The sequence below is a fragment of the Nocardia sp. AB354 genome (assembly GCF_049538315.1).
Classification (GTDB): Bacteria; Actinomycetota; Actinomycetes; order Mycobacteriales; family Mycobacteriaceae; genus Nocardia; species Nocardia nova.
This window is the reverse complement of record NZ_JBMVFU010000003.1, coordinates 218,639-232,918: the sequence shown is the minus strand read 5'-3', so window position 1 is coordinate 232,918 and position 14,280 is coordinate 218,639. Positions and strand designations below refer to the sequence as shown.

Sequence of the window (14,280 nt, the reverse complement as noted above, 5' to 3'; positions counted from 1 at the left end):
CTCCGATCAACTTCCCGCCGTTACGCCGGAGCGACCGCCGAGCCGTACCGCGAGCGTTCGAACCGGCCCGCCGGCTGGAATCGCGCCACCAGCTCGTCGGCGCCCTCACCGGTGATCTGCTCGAGCAGCGCGTCGGCGTCGGCGAGCGAGTTGATCTGCAGCAGGGGTTGTGGCTTGTGCAGCGTGCTCACCAGCACCGAGGCGACGCGCTGGTCGACGGCCGCGGCGGCGAAGAACCGGTTGCCGATCTCGGCCAGCTCCGGATCGCCGAGGAACAGGCGGGTCACCTTGGCGGCGGCATCGGAGCGGGCCAGCAGGAACGCGGTGTACTGCTCCTCGATCCACTCGGCGTCGAAGGGGCCCTCGTGCGCGGAGGCGGCCGCGACGAGCCGCTGCGCCTGAATGAGTCCGCTCTGCGCGCCCTGGCCGGCGATCGGGTCGTAGGCGACCGCGGTGTCCCCGAGCGCCGCCACGACGTGCCCGCCCGCCGTGCGGCCGACACCGTGCCGAACCACCGGCCGCACCGCGCCCTTCAGCCAGGAGTGCGGGTCCTCGGCGATCACCTTGGTGGCCAGCACCTCCGGCAGATCCCAGTCGATGTAGTCGCGGTAGAGCTCGGTCACGATGCGATGCGCCGACTCAGCGGAATCCGCGGCGGCGAACCGGCTCTCCCATTCACTGCCCGGCCGCGCCCAGCCGAGGAAGACCCAGCTCGGCCCGGCGTCCTTGTGCAGATACGGACCCCACCACGCCTCGCCCTGCTCGGCGAAGATGGAGAATCCGCTGTGCTGCCCGCCGGACGTGCTGCGGTGCGCGAAAACCTCGGGGTCGTACCCCAATCCGGTCACGGTGACGGTGAGCAGACTGCGCTGCGGCGCGTCGTAGACGGTCCGTTCGGTGTCGATCGGGAACAGCTCCGCCAAACCCGCCTTGCCGGTCGCGACCAGTACCAGATCGTTCGCGGCGGCGATGGCGTCCAGGCTCTCGGGGGTCACCTTCTCGACCACGAAGCGACCACCGGCCTCGACGAACGCTGTCAGTCGCTCGTCGACCTCGAGCCGGGTGTCGACCGCGATGCCGACGAACCCGTCGAAATCGCCGTCGAATCCGATCAATTCGGGCCGTTCCGGCCCGGGACCCGCGATGCGCACGCTGAGTCCGGTGTGCTGCGGGGCCCGATTCACGTAGGTGTCGAGTCCGAGGGCGGTTTCGGCGGCCTGGGCCTCACCGAAGATGAGCGCGGTTCCGGTGGCGGGGATGTCGTCACGCAGACCGCGTTGGTCGCGATCGCTGTGGATCGTGACGTCGAACCCGGCTTGTTGCAGTCCGAGAGCGGCGGTGACACCGGCGATGCCGGCGCCGACGATGGCGGCGGTGCGTTTCGAATTCTGGTTCGTCATAGCCGAAATACTGCGCTTGCCAGCCGCTTTCGTTGACAGTTGCAATCACCGGGAATCGATGTACCCGCACCGCCGATCGGTCACGTCGCCGTGATGCCCGCCTGCGGTCGCACCTGTTCGTCCGGCAGCGCCGTCGAACCCGGCCCGCCGAGCCGGTAGCGGGCGCCGCGATGGTCGGCCGGCAACCGGTCGCCCACGCCGAACAGCGCGTTGCGCAGGGTGCCCGGGACATACTCCCGCGGATAGGCGCCGCGCTCGGTGAGCACCGGAATCACGTGTCGCACAATATCTTCGAATGTTCCCGGGGTGATCGCGTAGGCCAGGTTGTAGCCGTCGATATCGGTCTCGTCGACCCATTCCTGGAGCCGGTCCGCCACCGACGTACCCGATCCGACGAATACGGGCCCCATTCCGCCGATGCCGGCCCAGGCCGCGATATCCCGCACGGTCCATTCCCGGCCGTCGTCGTCGAATTCCTGGAACGCGGCCACGGCGGACAGGATCGCGTTGCTGTTCACCTCGCCGATCGGGTCGTCGAGGTCGTACCGGGACAGGTCGATGCCCATCCAGCCCGACATGAACACCAGGCCGCCCTCGACGCTCGCGTACGAGCGGTATTCGTCGTATTTGTGTTGCGCCGCTTCGTCGGTGGCGTCGGTGATGATGGTGGCGAGCGCGTAGACCCGGGCGGCACAGCGGTCGCGACCGGCCGCCTCCAGCGCATCGCGGATACGGGTAACCGTCTGTGCCAGAACTCGTTTCGACGGCGCGGCGACGAAGATCGCCTCGGCGTTCTCGGCGGCGAAGGCCACGCCGCGGGGTGAGGCGCCCGCCTGGTAGATCACCGGGGTCCGCTGCGGCGAGGGCTCCGACAGGTGGATACCCGGCACCGTGAAGTGCTTTCCGGCGTGCCCGATGTGATGCACCTTCGCCGGATCGACGTAGATGCCCTGCGCCCGGTCGCGCACGACCGCGTCGTCCTCCCAGGAACCTTCCCAGAGCTTGTACAGCACCTCGAGATATTCGTCGGCGTGGTTGTAGCGTTCGTCGTGGTCGAGGTGCTCGGACTCACCCATATTGGCGGCGGCCGACGGCAGATATCCGGTGACCACGTTCCAGCCCAACCGGCCGTTGGTCAGATGGTCCAGGGTCGACAGCCGCCGGGCGAACGGGAAGGGATGCTCGAACCCGGTGCCGGTCGTGATGCCGAACCCCAGATTCTCGGTCACCGCCGCCATCGCCGAGACCAGCAGCAGCGGATCGGCGACCGGTACCTGCGCGCCCTGCCGCAACGCGGCGATGTCGTTACCGCCGTACACGTCGTAGATACCCAGCACGTCGGCGATGAAGATACCGTCGAAACGGCCGCGTTCCAGCAGTTTCGCCAATTCGGTCCAGTAGCTCAGGTCCTTGTAGCGATGCGACTGGTCCTCGGGGTGGCGCCACAGCCCCGGGGACTGGTGCGCCACACAGTTCATGTCGAAGGCGTTGAAACGGATGCGCCGGGTCATCGCCGCACCTGACCCTCGCGGCTGCCCGCGCTCCACGCGTACGGGAGTTCGGATCCGTTGAGCAGGTGGTCACCGATGGCTCGCGCCTTCTGAACCGCGGGATTGTGCACCGAGATGGTGCGGGCGTTGCGCCAATGCCGGTCCAGCCGCAGATCTTCGGAGGTGATCGAGGCGCCACCGACCTCGAACAGCTGGGTGGTGGCGGTCAGGACGGTGTCGATCACACCGAGTTGCGCCTGGGCCGAGGCCAATTCGACCGCGTCCAGCGCGGCTTCGTCCTGCGCTCCGGCTGCCAGCACGCCGTCCAGCAGGTCGGCCACGGCCAGCACACTGGCCCGCGCTCCGAACGCCGCGGCCGACAGCTTCCCGATCACCTGCTGTACCAGCGGGTCGTGGCGGGGTAGATCGGCGACCGAATGGGTGTAGCTGCGGGTGCGGTCGGCGACCCAGGCCCGAACGTCGGATTCCGCCCGCTGGGCGATACCGGCCAGCACCGCCAACTGCACCAACTGAAGGTACGAGGTGGCGTAGGTACGGCCGGGCGCGCCGTAACCCGGGCCGAGCACCCGCTCTTCGGGGATCCGCACATCGTTGAATTCCGTTGTGCCGCTGGCGGTCAGCCGCTGCCCGAAACCGTCCCAGTCGTCGCTCTGGCGCACACCGTCGGCATTCGCGTCGACCAGCACCGACACCCGTTCCCCGTCACGGTCTGCCGCCACCAGAATATGGTCGGCGTACAGCGAACCGGTGCTGTAGTACTTGGTGCCGTTCAGCAGCCAGTCGTTGTCGGTGCCACGAGTCAGCCGGGTGCGGTAGCGGTCTACCGCGCCGACGCCCGGTTCGGTGATGGCGTTACCGACCAGCACACCGGCGCCGGCCGCGCGCAGCCAGTGCTCGCGCGCGGGACCGTGCTCGGCCAGCAGCTGATCCTCGACGAACGAGAAGTGCACCCGAAGTGCCTGCGGCAGATTGGATTCCGCGGCGGCGAGATCGATCAGCAGCCGGAACAGCTGTCGCACGCTGACGCCGAAGCCGCCGTATTCGGCCGGCACCCGGAGCGCCCCGAATCCAGCTTGCCGCAGCCAGTCGACCTCCTCGTAGGCCAAGCGGCGATCGATCTCGCGCGCCACCGCCCCGGCGGCGATGCGGTCGAATACGGGGCCGAAGATGTCGTCGAGGTCGCGATCGGAGATCTGCTGCGGTGCTGTGGAGGCCATACCCGACGATGACCCGGCAACGCGATTCGCTCACCCGTTACACGCAGCGGGAACATAACTATCCGTCACGTGCTCAGGAGGGGCGCATCCGCAGTTCGTCGTGGAGGATCCGCGCGGCGGTGGCCATCGCGGCCTCCGCGCCGGGCTGCACCACGGCGGGTACCCGCGATCGGGTCAGCACGGCGACGGCCAGGGTTTGCCCGTCGGCGTGTTCGGCTACGCCCGCCTCGTGCCGCAGATTCAGCAGCGTGCCGGTCTTCGACGACCAGCGGGTGGCGTCGGAGCTGAAATCGGGGGCGAGGCGTTGACGTAACAGGTTGCCCGACAGGAACTCTCGCACTCTCGCGGCCGCGTCGCGGTGGGCCCGCACCGGCCGCCACACTTCGGCGAGCAGATCGACGAACGCTCGTGCGGTGCCGGTGTTGGCATGGCTGATGTCGAGTTGCGTGACCGGATGTCCGCGTCCGGCCGTGGCGGCCTCGATGGCCAGGGCATGGGCGAGATGACCGTCGGCCGGGGCGAACTGCTCGGCCGGGGTCCGCACCAGATCGTCGGCCAGATGCCGCACCGCGATGCCCTCGTGGCCCAAGCGGCGCAGTTCGGCGGTCACCGCGGCGGGCGGAGTCAGCTCGAACAGGGCGTCGGTGGCCCCGCCGTCGCTGATCGCGATGCTCAGATACATCAGGTCCTCGACCGCGACCGTGGCCGGATGGCGAAATCTGCTCAACCCGGTCGGGCCGGCCACCGTGCTGCGGCCGGGCAGCACGCGGATCGGAGCCGCCGGATCGATCTCGCCGCGGATCACCCGTTCCATCGTCGCCAGTACGAGCGGCACCTTCACCAGCGAAGCGATCGGCAATTCCAGTTCGGCGTCGAGGCCCAGCTCGTCGCCGGTGTCGAGATCGCGCACCAGGATCGAACCGTCCAGTCCGGCGTCGTGGAGTTCCGTGCGCGCGCGGCGCAGTGCGGTCGAAACGCCCATGTTCAGCTCCGCTCGTCACGTGCGACGTCGTTGTCCGGCACGCCGAGACAGCGGCCGATCGGTTCGGCGCCCAGGGCGCGCACGCGTTCCGCGTCCTCGCGCGATCCGGCCGCGATGTCGTAGCCCCGGGCGAGCTCCACCTCCCCGATCGGCCGCCAGTGCAGGCCCAGTTCGGCGGCCTGGGTGGGCGAGCACAACAGCAGATCGGTCCCGTCGAGTACCTCGGCGACCGCGGTGACCAGCGACGGCGCGACCTCCACCTGAGCCGGGCGCAAACCGAGCGAATCGCGCAGCCGGGTGATCCGATCGCGGATGTGCGGCACATCGTCCTCCGGCTGTATCCATACGCCGCGCCGACGTTGTCGTCCCGAAAGGCGCAGTACGCGAAGGGTTTCCAGAAAGATCGGCGCGCTGTGCGGGCCGGTGGTGTCGGCCAGGCCCAGCGGTACGCGCCAGACACCGCGATCGGCGGGGACAGCCAGGATCGCGGCACGCACCTCGTGGGTGCGGGTGAGTTCCGCGCGCCGCGCCGGATCGGCCGGCTCCGGTTCGAGCCGAAGTTGCGCTGCGCGGCATTCGGCGACCAGCGCGGCCAGCGGCACCGGCCCGCAGGTGGCGGGCAGCGCCAACCGGAACGGGCGTTGCCGGGCCCGCTCGGCATGTTCGGCCAGAGCCTCGGCGGCCTCGACCAGCCGCCGCGCCGACGGCAACATATCGCGGCCGAACGAGGTCAATGTGGCCGTGCGCGAGGTTCGTTCGAGCAATCGCGCGCCGAAGTGCCGTTCCAGCGCCGCGATCCGGCGACTCGCGACCGACTGCGGGATCTGCGCGGCGGCCGCACCCGCGGTGAAGCTACCGAGCCCGCTCACCGCGACGAACGCCTTGCAGGCGGCGACCATGTCCACGATCGCGCAGTCTATGCCGAAACAGCATGGATACCGCCACAGGTGTCTTGGACAGCATGCGCGAGGGCTGCCACTCTTGCTGCGAGCGCTCACAGCCATCCATCCACAAGGAACGCATATGATGCCCCCTCGCTTCACCCGCTCGGCCGTGCTGGTCGCGGCCGCTGCCACGCTCATCCCGCTGAGCGCCTGCGGTGCCGATCGAAGCGCCGCGCCCGTATCGAGCGCGCCCGTATCGACCGCGGCGCCCACATCGACGGTTCCGCTCGCCGCCGAATCGCTGGCCGAATTCCACGATCTGGAGGCTCGCCTGCACGGCCGGCTCGGCGTATACGCGCTCGACACCGGCACCGGACGGGTCGTGGAATACCGCTCGGACGAGCGGTTTCCGTACTGCTCGACGTTCAAGGCGCTGGCCGCGGGAGCGCTGCTGAGCACCCTCCCACCCGCCGAACTCGACCGTCGCATCACCTACACCCGGGCCGATCTGTTGCCCAATTCCCCGGTCACCGAACAACATGTCGACCAGGGTCTGACTCTGCGCGAGATCATGGACGCCGCGGTGCGGTTCAGCGACAACACCGCCGGCAATCTGATGTTCGCAGAACTCGGCGGCCCGCAGGGGTTGCAGCAGCGGCTGCGCGCCATCGGCGATACCACCACGCGGATGGACCGCACCGAGACCACGCTGAACGAGGCCCTGCCCGGCGACGAGCGCGACACCAGTACGCCGCGCGCGCTGGCCGCCGATCTGCGGCACTACGTGCTCGACCCGGCGGTCGCCGCCGATGATCGTGACGTGCTCACCGGACTGCTGCGGGCCAACACCACCGGCGGTGCGCTGATCCGGGCCGGGGTGCCGGCGGGCTGGCAGGTCGGCGACAAGACCGGCGCGGGCAGCTACGGAACGCGCAACGACATCGCCGTGGCGTGGCCGCCGGGACGTGCGCCGATCGTGCTGACGATCCTGTCCACCCGCGACCGGCCGGACGCCGAATACGACAATGCGACGATCGCCCGTGCCGCCACGATCGCGATCGCCACCTTGGACGGCACCCCTGTTCCACGCTGATTGTGCCGAAAAACCCTGTACTACAGGGTGTTTCGCGAGAACCGAGCACCCCGGGTCGGTGCCGATCGACCCGGGGTACCCGGCGGGATACCGCTCTGCCCTACTTGGCCGGAGCCGGAGCAGGGTTGAACGGCGCATTGACGGTGGTGAAGTACTGGGCGACGGCCAGGATCGCCACCGGTGCGGTGACCAGCAACTGGCCCGCCAGCGTGCCCAGCGCACCGACCGCGATGATGCCGCCGAAGCAGCCGATCACGGCCGCCGGCAGGAAGGCGCCGAACAGTCCGACGATCGCGGCCGCGGCGACGGTCGCACCCGCGATACCGCCGAGCAAGCAGCCCACGGCTCCGCCGGTGATGCCACCGACCAGCGTGCCGATCGTGGCGCCCGCGGTGATGGTGCTGGTCAGGCGGGTCCACGCCGCTACTTCCCGGTCATAGGGCGTCTTCCACGGCGCCTGGTCCTCGAACGGGAGCGCGACCGGCTTGTAGACCGCGTGCTGCAGATCGAAGTGCGGAGTCAGGGTGGCGGTGCGACCGGCGATATCGGCGGCGATCGGGAATTCGAAATCGTCGACCCGGAACGTCAATTGCGTTCCGGCCAGAGTCGTCCCATTGGCGGCCTTGATCTTGAAGACACCATTTCCACATCCAGTGAACCGGCGTCGGTGGATATGATCGTCGACTTCTCGTTCGTCGATGCCTGATAATTGACGATACCTTCGTCGGGCGTGTCGGGCGCGGCATTCACGGTGCCGGCCGTCACGCCGACGGCGGCGGCCACCGTGGCCGCGACCACGGCAAAATTCCTCATCTTCACTATTTTTCCCTCATCACTCACTGCATTCGGCCGGATCGGCTTTATCCAGTTTGTGGTGAATGCGAAAAAGCGACGAGGTTAATAACCAGGTCGATTCGAATAGCTCCACAGGGAAAAATAAATCGAATCTCACAAATTAAAAAAGAACCCCCGCACTCGAAAGTGCGGGGGTCCTTCAATTCGACCGCTGAAATAATTACCGGCTCAGGGGTGGGGCCGGTAACCGCTTCATTTGGCCGGGGCCTTGAACGGCTCGTTGATGGTGGAGAAGTACTGGATCACGGCGGCGATGGCGACCGGAGCGGTCACGAAGATCTGGCCGGCGAGCACGCCCAGGAAGCCGACGGCGGCGGCACCGGCGACACAGCCGCCGAGCGGGCCGAGGCCGAACAGGGTGGCCAGCGCGCCGGTGGCGACGACACCGAGGGCAGCGCCGGCGATGCAGCCGATGACCGCGCCGCCGATACCACCGGCCGCGGTGCCGATGGCAGCGCCGGTAGCGATGGTGTCCTTGAGACGAGTGAAGGCGGCGACCTCGCGCTCATACGGGGTCTTCCACGGCGCGCTGTCCTCGAACGGGAGCGCGACCGGCTTGTAGACCGCATGCTGCAGATCGAACTGCGGAGTCAGCGTCGCGGTACGACCGGAGATATCGGCGGCGATCGGGAACTCGAAATCGTCGACCCGGAACGTCAATTGCGTTCCGGCGACGGTGGTCCCATCGGCGGCCTTGATCTTGAATACGCCGTCCTCGACATCCATCGACCCGGCGTCGGTCGAAATGACGGCCGCGTTCTCGGTGGACCTCGCCTGGTAGTTCACCACACCGTCGTCGGCGGCCGGAGCGGCCTGAACCGTCCCCGCCAGCGCACCCAACGTCGTCGCGACCAGCGCCGTGAGCACGGCGAATTTCCTCATCTTCACTGCTTGATTCCTCGACTTTCCGACTGCCGGCACGCGGCAGCACAGGTTGCCGTGTCCGGCACAGACACACGGCATCGGTGGAGTTTGCGGGCGTTCGATGCGGATGGGCCAGATTAAGAACCAGCCCGATTACAACCGGTGACTCGCTTCCGGTCGTCGGCCATCATGTCCGAAATGAGCCTTTCGTTCCACTGGTTTCTTCCCACCTATGGCGATTCCCGCAATCTGGTCGCGGGCGGCCACGGCACCTCGATGTCGGGCGACCGTCCGGCGTCGCTGCGCTATCTGAATCAGATCGCGGGTGCCGCGGAGGAGAACGGTTTCGAGGCGGTGCTGACGCCGACGGGGGCATGGTGTGAGGACGCCTGGCTGACGACGGCGATGCTGGTGGAGACCACCGAAACCCTCAAATTCCTGGTCGCGTTCCGCCCCGGGGTAGTGAGTCCCACGCTCGCCGCGCAGATGGCCGGAACATTCCAGCGGCATTCGCGGGGACGTCTGCTCCTCAACGTCGTGACCGGCGGTGAACCGCACGAACAGCAGGCCTACGGCGACTTCCTGGACAAGGAACAGCGGTACGAGCGCACCGGCGAATTCCTGCACATCGTGCGGGAGCTGTGGGCGTCCGGTGCTCCGGTGACGTTCGAGGGCAAGCACCTGCAGGTGCGCAACGCGCAACTGAACAATCGGCCCGATCCGATTCCGCCGGTGTTCTTCGGTGGCTCCTCGGCCGCCGCCGGACCCGTGGCCGCCCGCTATGCCGACACGTATCTCACCTGGGGCGAGCCGCTGTTCGCGGTGAGCAAGAAGCTGGAGTGGATCCGCCGCCTCGCGGTCGATCAGGGGCGGATTCTCGACTACGGCCTGCGCATCCACGTCATCTCCCGCGACACTTCCGAACAGGCCTGGGCCGAAGCGGACCGGTTGCTGTCGGCGGTCGATCCGGCGGATATCGAACGGGTGCAGGCGAATCTGGCGCAGAGCGAATCCGAGGGCCAGCGGCGCATGCTGGAACTGCACGGCGGCAACACCGATCGGCTCGAGATCGCGCCCAACCTGTGGGCGGGTGTCGGACTGGTGCGCGGCGGCGCGGGAACGGCGCTGGTCGGCTCGCACGAAGAGGTGGCCGAGCGGCTGATCGAATACTCCCGCCTCGGCATCACGCAGTTCATTCTCTCCGGTTATCCGCATGTGGAGGAGGCGTACTGGTTCGGTGAGGGAGTCCTGCCGATCCTGCAGCGTCGCGGACTGTGGCAGCCGCCCGCCCATCGCGAAACCCGCGTCACCACAACGCCTTTCGCCACCGCGGCGGCGAGCAGCAGCTGACCGGGCGCGCAGTCCGGCGTACGCACGGCCGCGGTGCGGACAGCACCGATTCGGCACCACCTGCCCCATAGCCGCTAACTCGTAGCTACACTCGGCGTCGAGCGATCAGGACCCCGTACATGAGCTAACCGATGTCTCGGAGAGGGTGTCGATCATGGCCGTTTATGACGTAAGCAACCGTGCGGCAATAGTCAGTGGCGGCGGTTCCGGGATCGGACGTGCGGTCGCGCACGAACTCGCGCGCAGCGGCGCCGCGGTCCTGGTGTTCGATCTCGACGAGGACAACGCGCATACGGTGGTCGAGGAAATTCGCGGGGCGGGCGGACAGGCGGCGGCCTTCGCCGGCGACGCCTCCGATCCGGAGACCGTCCAGCGCAGCGTCGCGGCGGCCGCTGAACTCGGACCGCTGCGGATCGCGGTCAACAATGCCGGTATCAGCGGGGAGAGCGCGCTGATCGGCGACTATTCGCTGGAGGGCTGGCGCAAGGTCTTGTCGGTGAACCTCGACGGCGTGTTCTACGCACTGCGCGAACAGCTTCCGGCGGTCGCGGCGGCCGGCGGCGGTGCCATCGTGAATATGGCGTCGATCCTCGGCAGCGTGGGATTCGCGAATTCCTCGGCGTACGTGACGGCCAAACACGGCCTGCTCGGCCTCACCCAGAACGCGGCCCTGGAATACGCGGCCCAGGGCGTGCGGGTCACCGCCGTCGGGCCCGGCTTCATCCACACTCCGCTGCTCGGCGCCAACCTCGACGAGGAAACACAGGCTTTCCTGGCACAGAAACATGCTCTGGGCAGGCTCGGTACACCCGAGGAGGTCGCGGGGCTGGTCGCATTCCTGGTCAGCGATGCGGCCACGTTCATCACCGGGAGCTACCACCTGGTCGACGGCGGCTACACCGCGCAGTAGCCGGATCGCCGCAGGCGCGGGCTATTTCGCCTTGGCTTCCTTCGCGGCGGCCTTCATCTGCTTCTTGAAGGCCCGCACCTCGAGCAGTGACTCGTTGTCGACGATATCGGCGGCGGAGCGGCGCGAATTCGGCTCCGAGTAGGCGCCGGCCGCCTTCTCCCACCCCGCCGGGCGCACACCGATTTGTTTGCCGAGCAACGCCAGGAAAATGCGTGCCTTCTGGTCCCCGTAGCCGGGCAGCTCCTTCAGCCGGCGCAGCACTTCCTTGCCGTCGGGATCGTCGCGGGTCCAGATCTCGGAGGTGGTGCCGTCGTAGTGTTCGACGACGTATCGGGCCAGTTCCTGGGTGCGCCGGGCCATCGACCGGCCGTAGCGGTGAATGGCGGGCGGGGTCGCGCCCAATTCCTCGAATTCCTCCGGATCGGCCTCGGCGATCCGGTGGATATCGAAACCGTTCATGCGGTCGGCGATCTTCTTCGGACCGCGGAAAGCGTGTTCGAGGGGAAACTGCTGATCCAGCAGCATCCCGGTCAAGAGGGCGAAGTCGTCCTCCGACAACAGCTTGTCCGCCTCCGGTTCCTGCGCGAGGCACACTTTGCGGCTCACCATGTATCGATCATCGCAGACGGCCGGATCTCCGCCTACCGACGGACGTGACCGGACTCACATGCCTACCCACCCGTAGCTTTTCTGCGCGCGTAGGGTGAATCTTCATGCCCGACACTTTGGCAACACCCACGGTGGAAGATATGGCGCCCACACACAGCTCCTCGGCAGACAATTCCTCGCCCTCGGGGCTGAGGCCGGACCGTTTCGATCGCGCGGGCCGCGACCAACTCATCGACGTCAACGATCTGCAGGCTGCACTTCCCGGAATTCGCGGACTACGCCGCTGGGCGCACGACGCCCTGGCCCTCGCTCCGGGCGAAAGTGCGGTCGACATCGGATCCGGCACCGGCTCGGAGGTGCTGGTCTTCGCCGACGCGGTCGGCCCGACCGGTGACGCGGTCGGCGTCGAACCCGATCCGAATCTGCTGGCCGGCGCGGAACGCCGTGCCGCCCAGCATAATTCGCCGGCCCGGTTCGTACCCGGCGATGCCTACGGACTGCCGTTCGGCGGTGACACCTTCGATGTCGCGCTGTGCGAGCGAGTCTTTCAGCATTTGACCGCCCCGGCGCGCGCCGCCCGCGAGATCGCCCGGGTACTGAAGCCGGGCGGCCGCGTCGTCGTCATGGACAGTGACTGGGGCACCGCCATCGTGCACCCCGGCGACCGGCGAGTCGTGCACGAGGTGATCGAAACCCTGATCACCAACACCACCAACCCGTTCTCGGGACGGCGGCTGCCGGGTCTGCTCGCCGGGGCCGGACTGGTCGTCGACGATATCGGCTCGCATGCGCTGGTCCAGGACGCGAGCGCCGGCGCGGGTGCGCTGGTGGCCCGCATCGCCGAGATGGCGGAGGCGCGCGGGGCGATCACCGAGGCGCAGCGGCGGGAGTTGCTGGCGGAACTGGAAGCCGGCGCGCGCACGGGTGACATCCACCTCTCGGTGACGATGTTCGCGGTACTGGCGCACAAGCCGCAGTAACCGGTTCCGACCGGACAACGCGAAGCAAAGACCGGTTCGCGGTCCCCGAACAGGGGCTCGCGAACCGGTCTTCCGACTCCGTTGCGGGTCGCGCCGACCCTACTTCTCCAGCAGCTTCTCGGTCGCCGCGAGCAGGACGCAGGTCGCCAGACCGTCCATCGCCTTCTCCAGGTCGGCGAGCGACGGGAAGCTGGGGGCGATGCGAATGTTCTTGTCCTCCGGATCTTTTCCGTAGGGGAACGCCGAACCGGCGGGCGTCAGGGCGATGCCGGCCTCCTTGGCCAGCGCCACCACGCGCGCGGCCGTGCCCTCGACCACATCCAGGCTGATGAAGTAGCCGCCCTTGGGCTCGGTCCAGGAGGCGACCTTCGAGGCCCCCAGGCGATCCTCCAGAATGCGCAGCACCAGTTTGAATTTCGGCTCCAGCACCGCACGGTGGGCCTGCATATGCCGGCGCACACCCTCGGCATCACCGAAGAAGCGCAGGTGACGCAGCTGGTTCACCTTGTCCGGGCCGATGCTCTTCTTGGCGGCGTACTTCAGATACCAGGTCAGGTTCTCGGTGGACGAGCCGAAGAAGCTGACTCCGGAACCGGCGAAGGTGATCTTCGAGGTGGAGGCGAACACGAAGGGCCGGTTGGGGTTTCCGGCCGCCGCCGCCATTCCGAGCACGTCGAACACCGGGGCGGCGGTATCGGTCAGCGGGTGCACCGCGTAGGCGTTGTCCCAGAACAGGCGGAAGTCAGGCGCCGCGGTGGGCATCGAAACAAGTTCGCGCACAACCTCTTCGGAGAAGTTCACGCCGGTCGGGTTGGAGTAGTTGGGAACCGCCCACAGACCCTTGATCTGCGGGTCGGCGGCGACCAGCTCCGCGATGGCGTGCACGTCCGGGCCGTCGTGGTTGATGGCGATCGGAATCATCTGCACGCCCAGCGTTTCGGTGATCCCGAAGTGGCGATCGTATCCCGGGCTCGGGCACAGGAATTTGATCGGCTCGTCGGCCCAGCGGCGCTGCGAGTCGGCCGTACCGTGCAGCATCGCGAACACGATCACGTCGTGCATCAGCTCCAGGCTGGCGTTGTTGCCGGCGAGCAGGTTCTCGACCGGAATGCCCAGCAGTTCACCGAAGATCGCGCGCAGCTCCGGCAGTCCGTGCAGGCCGCCGTAGTTGCGGCAGTCGGTCCCGGTGCCGTCGCGGTAGTCGTCGGCGCCCGGCAGGGCGAGCAGGCCGGTGGAGAGGTCGAGTTGCTCCGGCGAGGGCTTACCCCTCGTCAGATCCAGCGTGAGCTTCTCGGTCTGGAGCTTCGCGTAGTTCGCGGTCTGCGTCTCGTGTTCCGATACGAGTTCCGCATGGCTCATCAAACCGATCTGCGTTTGCCGGGGCATCCTGAGCAGCCTTTCAAGCAGCGAGGTAACAGGTTGACGGATCGTGCGCTTCTGGCGCCGACCCAGCCGACCACGTTACTCGCCGGACGCGCCGCGTGGCAGATAAGAATATTTCCCCCGGGAAAGAAAGGGGACCCCGCGCACCCGGCAGAGCCCGTTGACCCTTGCTGCCTTCCGGCCCTGGGGGAGTTCACAGGATGCGCGCCGCGCGGGATCCGTCGGCCAGTGTAGTCACAACT

Annotated in this window: 12 protein-coding genes, 1 other RNA gene and 1 pseudogene; 4 read left to right on the top strand and 10 right to left on the bottom strand. The window is 67.8% G+C overall.

Features of this window, described 5'->3' with window-relative positions:
• Nucleotides 1-20: 20 nt before the first annotated feature.
• The 5 genes from ACPCUW_RS05910 to ACPCUW_RS05890 form a co-directional block, all read right to left on the bottom strand.
• Entirely contained in the window at nucleotides 21-1,400 is a 1,380-nt protein-coding gene (locus ACPCUW_RS05910) for a styrene monooxygenase/indole monooxygenase family protein (protein ID WP_423423913.1), read from the bottom strand.
• 80 nt (nucleotides 1,401-1,480) lie between these two features.
• Entirely contained in the window at nucleotides 1,481-2,911 is a 1,431-nt protein-coding gene (locus tag ACPCUW_RS05905; RefSeq protein WP_423423912.1) for an LLM class flavin-dependent oxidoreductase, read from the bottom strand.
• Nucleotides 2,908-4,128, bottom strand: a complete 1,221-nt coding sequence (locus tag ACPCUW_RS05900; RefSeq protein WP_423423911.1) for an acyl-CoA dehydrogenase family protein — start codon at nucleotides 4,126-4,128, stop codon at nucleotides 2,908-2,910. Before ACPCUW_RS05900 ends, ACPCUW_RS05905 begins: the two co-directional genes overlap by 4 nt.
• 73 nt (nucleotides 4,129-4,201) lie before the next feature.
• Complete coding sequence (locus tag ACPCUW_RS05895) at nucleotides 4,202-5,110, bottom strand: serine hydrolase (protein WP_423423910.1); 909 nt, start codon at nucleotides 5,108-5,110, stop codon at nucleotides 4,202-4,204.
• 2 nt (nucleotides 5,111-5,112) lie between these two features.
• Nucleotides 5,113-6,009 carry a LysR family transcriptional regulator gene (locus tag ACPCUW_RS05890; RefSeq protein WP_423424033.1) on the bottom strand — a complete coding sequence of 299 codons (897 nt, stop codon included), beginning with the start codon at nucleotides 6,007-6,009 and terminating at the stop codon, nucleotides 5,113-5,115.
• A gap of 127 nt (nucleotides 6,010-6,136) precedes the next feature.
• Here ACPCUW_RS05890 and bla point away from each other — a divergent pair, with 127 nt between their 5' ends.
• A complete protein-coding gene (gene bla, locus ACPCUW_RS05885) occupies nucleotides 6,137-7,087 on the top strand; it encodes a class A beta-lactamase (protein ID WP_082976434.1) in 951 nt (316 codons plus the stop codon).
• Between the two features lie 100 nt (nucleotides 7,088-7,187).
• Here the strand turns inward: bla and ACPCUW_RS05880 are convergent.
• Both ACPCUW_RS05880 and ACPCUW_RS05875 read right to left on the bottom strand, forming a co-directional pair.
• A pseudogene (locus ACPCUW_RS05880) lies at nucleotides 7,188-7,900 on the bottom strand (hypothetical protein).
• 234 nt (nucleotides 7,901-8,134) lie between these two features.
• Nucleotides 8,135-8,830 (bottom strand): hypothetical protein, encoded by a 696-nt coding sequence (locus ACPCUW_RS05875; RefSeq protein ID WP_030516548.1) that lies wholly within the window; start codon nucleotides 8,828-8,830, stop codon nucleotides 8,135-8,137.
• 174 nt (nucleotides 8,831-9,004) lie between these two features.
• Here ACPCUW_RS05875 and ACPCUW_RS05870 point away from each other — a divergent pair, with 174 nt between their 5' ends.
• Nucleotides 9,005-10,156: an LLM class flavin-dependent oxidoreductase gene (locus ACPCUW_RS05870; protein WP_063010949.1), complete on the top strand. Its 1,152-nt coding sequence runs from the start codon at nucleotides 9,005-9,007 to the stop codon at nucleotides 10,154-10,156.
• A 154-nt stretch (nucleotides 10,157-10,310) separates the two neighbouring features.
• Nucleotides 10,311-11,066 carry an SDR family NAD(P)-dependent oxidoreductase gene (locus ACPCUW_RS05865; protein ID WP_423423909.1) on the top strand — a complete coding sequence of 252 codons (756 nt, stop codon included), beginning with the start codon at nucleotides 10,311-10,313 and terminating at the stop codon, nucleotides 11,064-11,066.
• A 21-nt stretch (nucleotides 11,067-11,087) separates the two neighbouring features.
• Here ACPCUW_RS05865 and ACPCUW_RS05860 read toward each other — a convergent pair whose 3' ends face one another.
• Nucleotides 11,088-11,675, bottom strand: a complete 588-nt coding sequence (locus ACPCUW_RS05860) for an HhH-GPD-type base excision DNA repair protein (RefSeq protein ID WP_423423908.1) — start codon at nucleotides 11,673-11,675, stop codon at nucleotides 11,088-11,090.
• 140 nt (nucleotides 11,676-11,815) lie between these two features.
• On the opposite strand from ACPCUW_RS05860, the gene ACPCUW_RS05855 reads away from it, so the two are divergent.
• Nucleotides 11,816-12,655, top strand: a complete 840-nt coding sequence (locus tag ACPCUW_RS05855) for a methyltransferase domain-containing protein (protein WP_423424032.1) — start codon at nucleotides 11,816-11,818, stop codon at nucleotides 12,653-12,655.
• Between the two features lie 99 nt (nucleotides 12,656-12,754).
• On the opposite strand, the gene ACPCUW_RS05850 is transcribed toward ACPCUW_RS05855, so the two are convergent.
• Together ACPCUW_RS05850 and ffs are read right to left on the bottom strand one after the other, a co-directional pair.
• The gene (locus ACPCUW_RS05850; protein ID WP_423423907.1) at nucleotides 12,755-14,041 is read right to left on the bottom strand and encodes an aminotransferase class I/II-fold pyridoxal phosphate-dependent enzyme; all 1,287 of its coding nucleotides are present in this window, start codon (nucleotides 14,039-14,041) and stop codon (nucleotides 12,755-12,757) included.
• Between the two features lie 125 nt (nucleotides 14,042-14,166).
• Nucleotides 14,167-14,261: signal recognition particle sRNA small type (ffs, locus tag ACPCUW_RS05845), an RNA gene on the bottom strand.
• Nucleotides 14,262-14,280 lie beyond the last annotated feature (19 nt).

What these genes read in the sequence shown, in the direction of transcription:
- ACPCUW_RS05895 (WP_423423910.1), bottom strand. Translation starts at nt 5,110, where the DNA reads ATGGGCGTTTCGACCGCACTGCGCCGCGCGCGCACGGAACTCCACGAC.
- ACPCUW_RS05850 (WP_423423907.1), bottom strand. Translation starts at nt 14,041, where the DNA reads ATGCCCCGGCAAACGCAGATCGGTTTGATGAGCCATGCGGAACTCGTA.
- ACPCUW_RS05870 (WP_063010949.1), top strand. Translation starts at nt 9,005, where the DNA reads ATGAGCCTTTCGTTCCACTGGTTTCTTCCCACCTATGGCGATTCCCGC.
- ACPCUW_RS05900 (WP_423423911.1), bottom strand. Translation starts at nt 4,128, where the DNA reads ATGGCCTCCACAGCACCGCAGCAGATCTCCGATCGCGACCTCGACGAC.
- ACPCUW_RS05905 (WP_423423912.1), bottom strand. Translation starts at nt 2,911, where the DNA reads ATGACCCGGCGCATCCGTTTCAACGCCTTCGACATGAACTGTGTGGCG.
- ACPCUW_RS05860 (WP_423423908.1), bottom strand. Translation starts at nt 11,675, where the DNA reads ATGGTGAGCCGCAAAGTGTGCCTCGCGCAGGAACCGGAGGCGGACAAG.
- bla (WP_082976434.1), top strand. Translation starts at nt 6,137, where the DNA reads ATGCCCCCTCGCTTCACCCGCTCGGCCGTGCTGGTCGCGGCCGCTGCC.
- ACPCUW_RS05855 (WP_423424032.1), top strand. Translation starts at nt 11,816, where the DNA reads ATGGCGCCCACACACAGCTCCTCGGCAGACAATTCCTCGCCCTCGGGG.
- ACPCUW_RS05910 (WP_423423913.1), bottom strand. Translation starts at nt 1,400, where the DNA reads ATGACGAACCAGAATTCGAAACGCACCGCCGCCATCGTCGGCGCCGGC.
- ACPCUW_RS05865 (WP_423423909.1), top strand. Translation starts at nt 10,311, where the DNA reads ATGGCCGTTTATGACGTAAGCAACCGTGCGGCAATAGTCAGTGGCGGC.
- ACPCUW_RS05890 (WP_423424033.1), bottom strand. Translation starts at nt 6,009, where the DNA reads ATGGTCGCCGCCTGCAAGGCGTTCGTCGCGGTGAGCGGGCTCGGTAGC.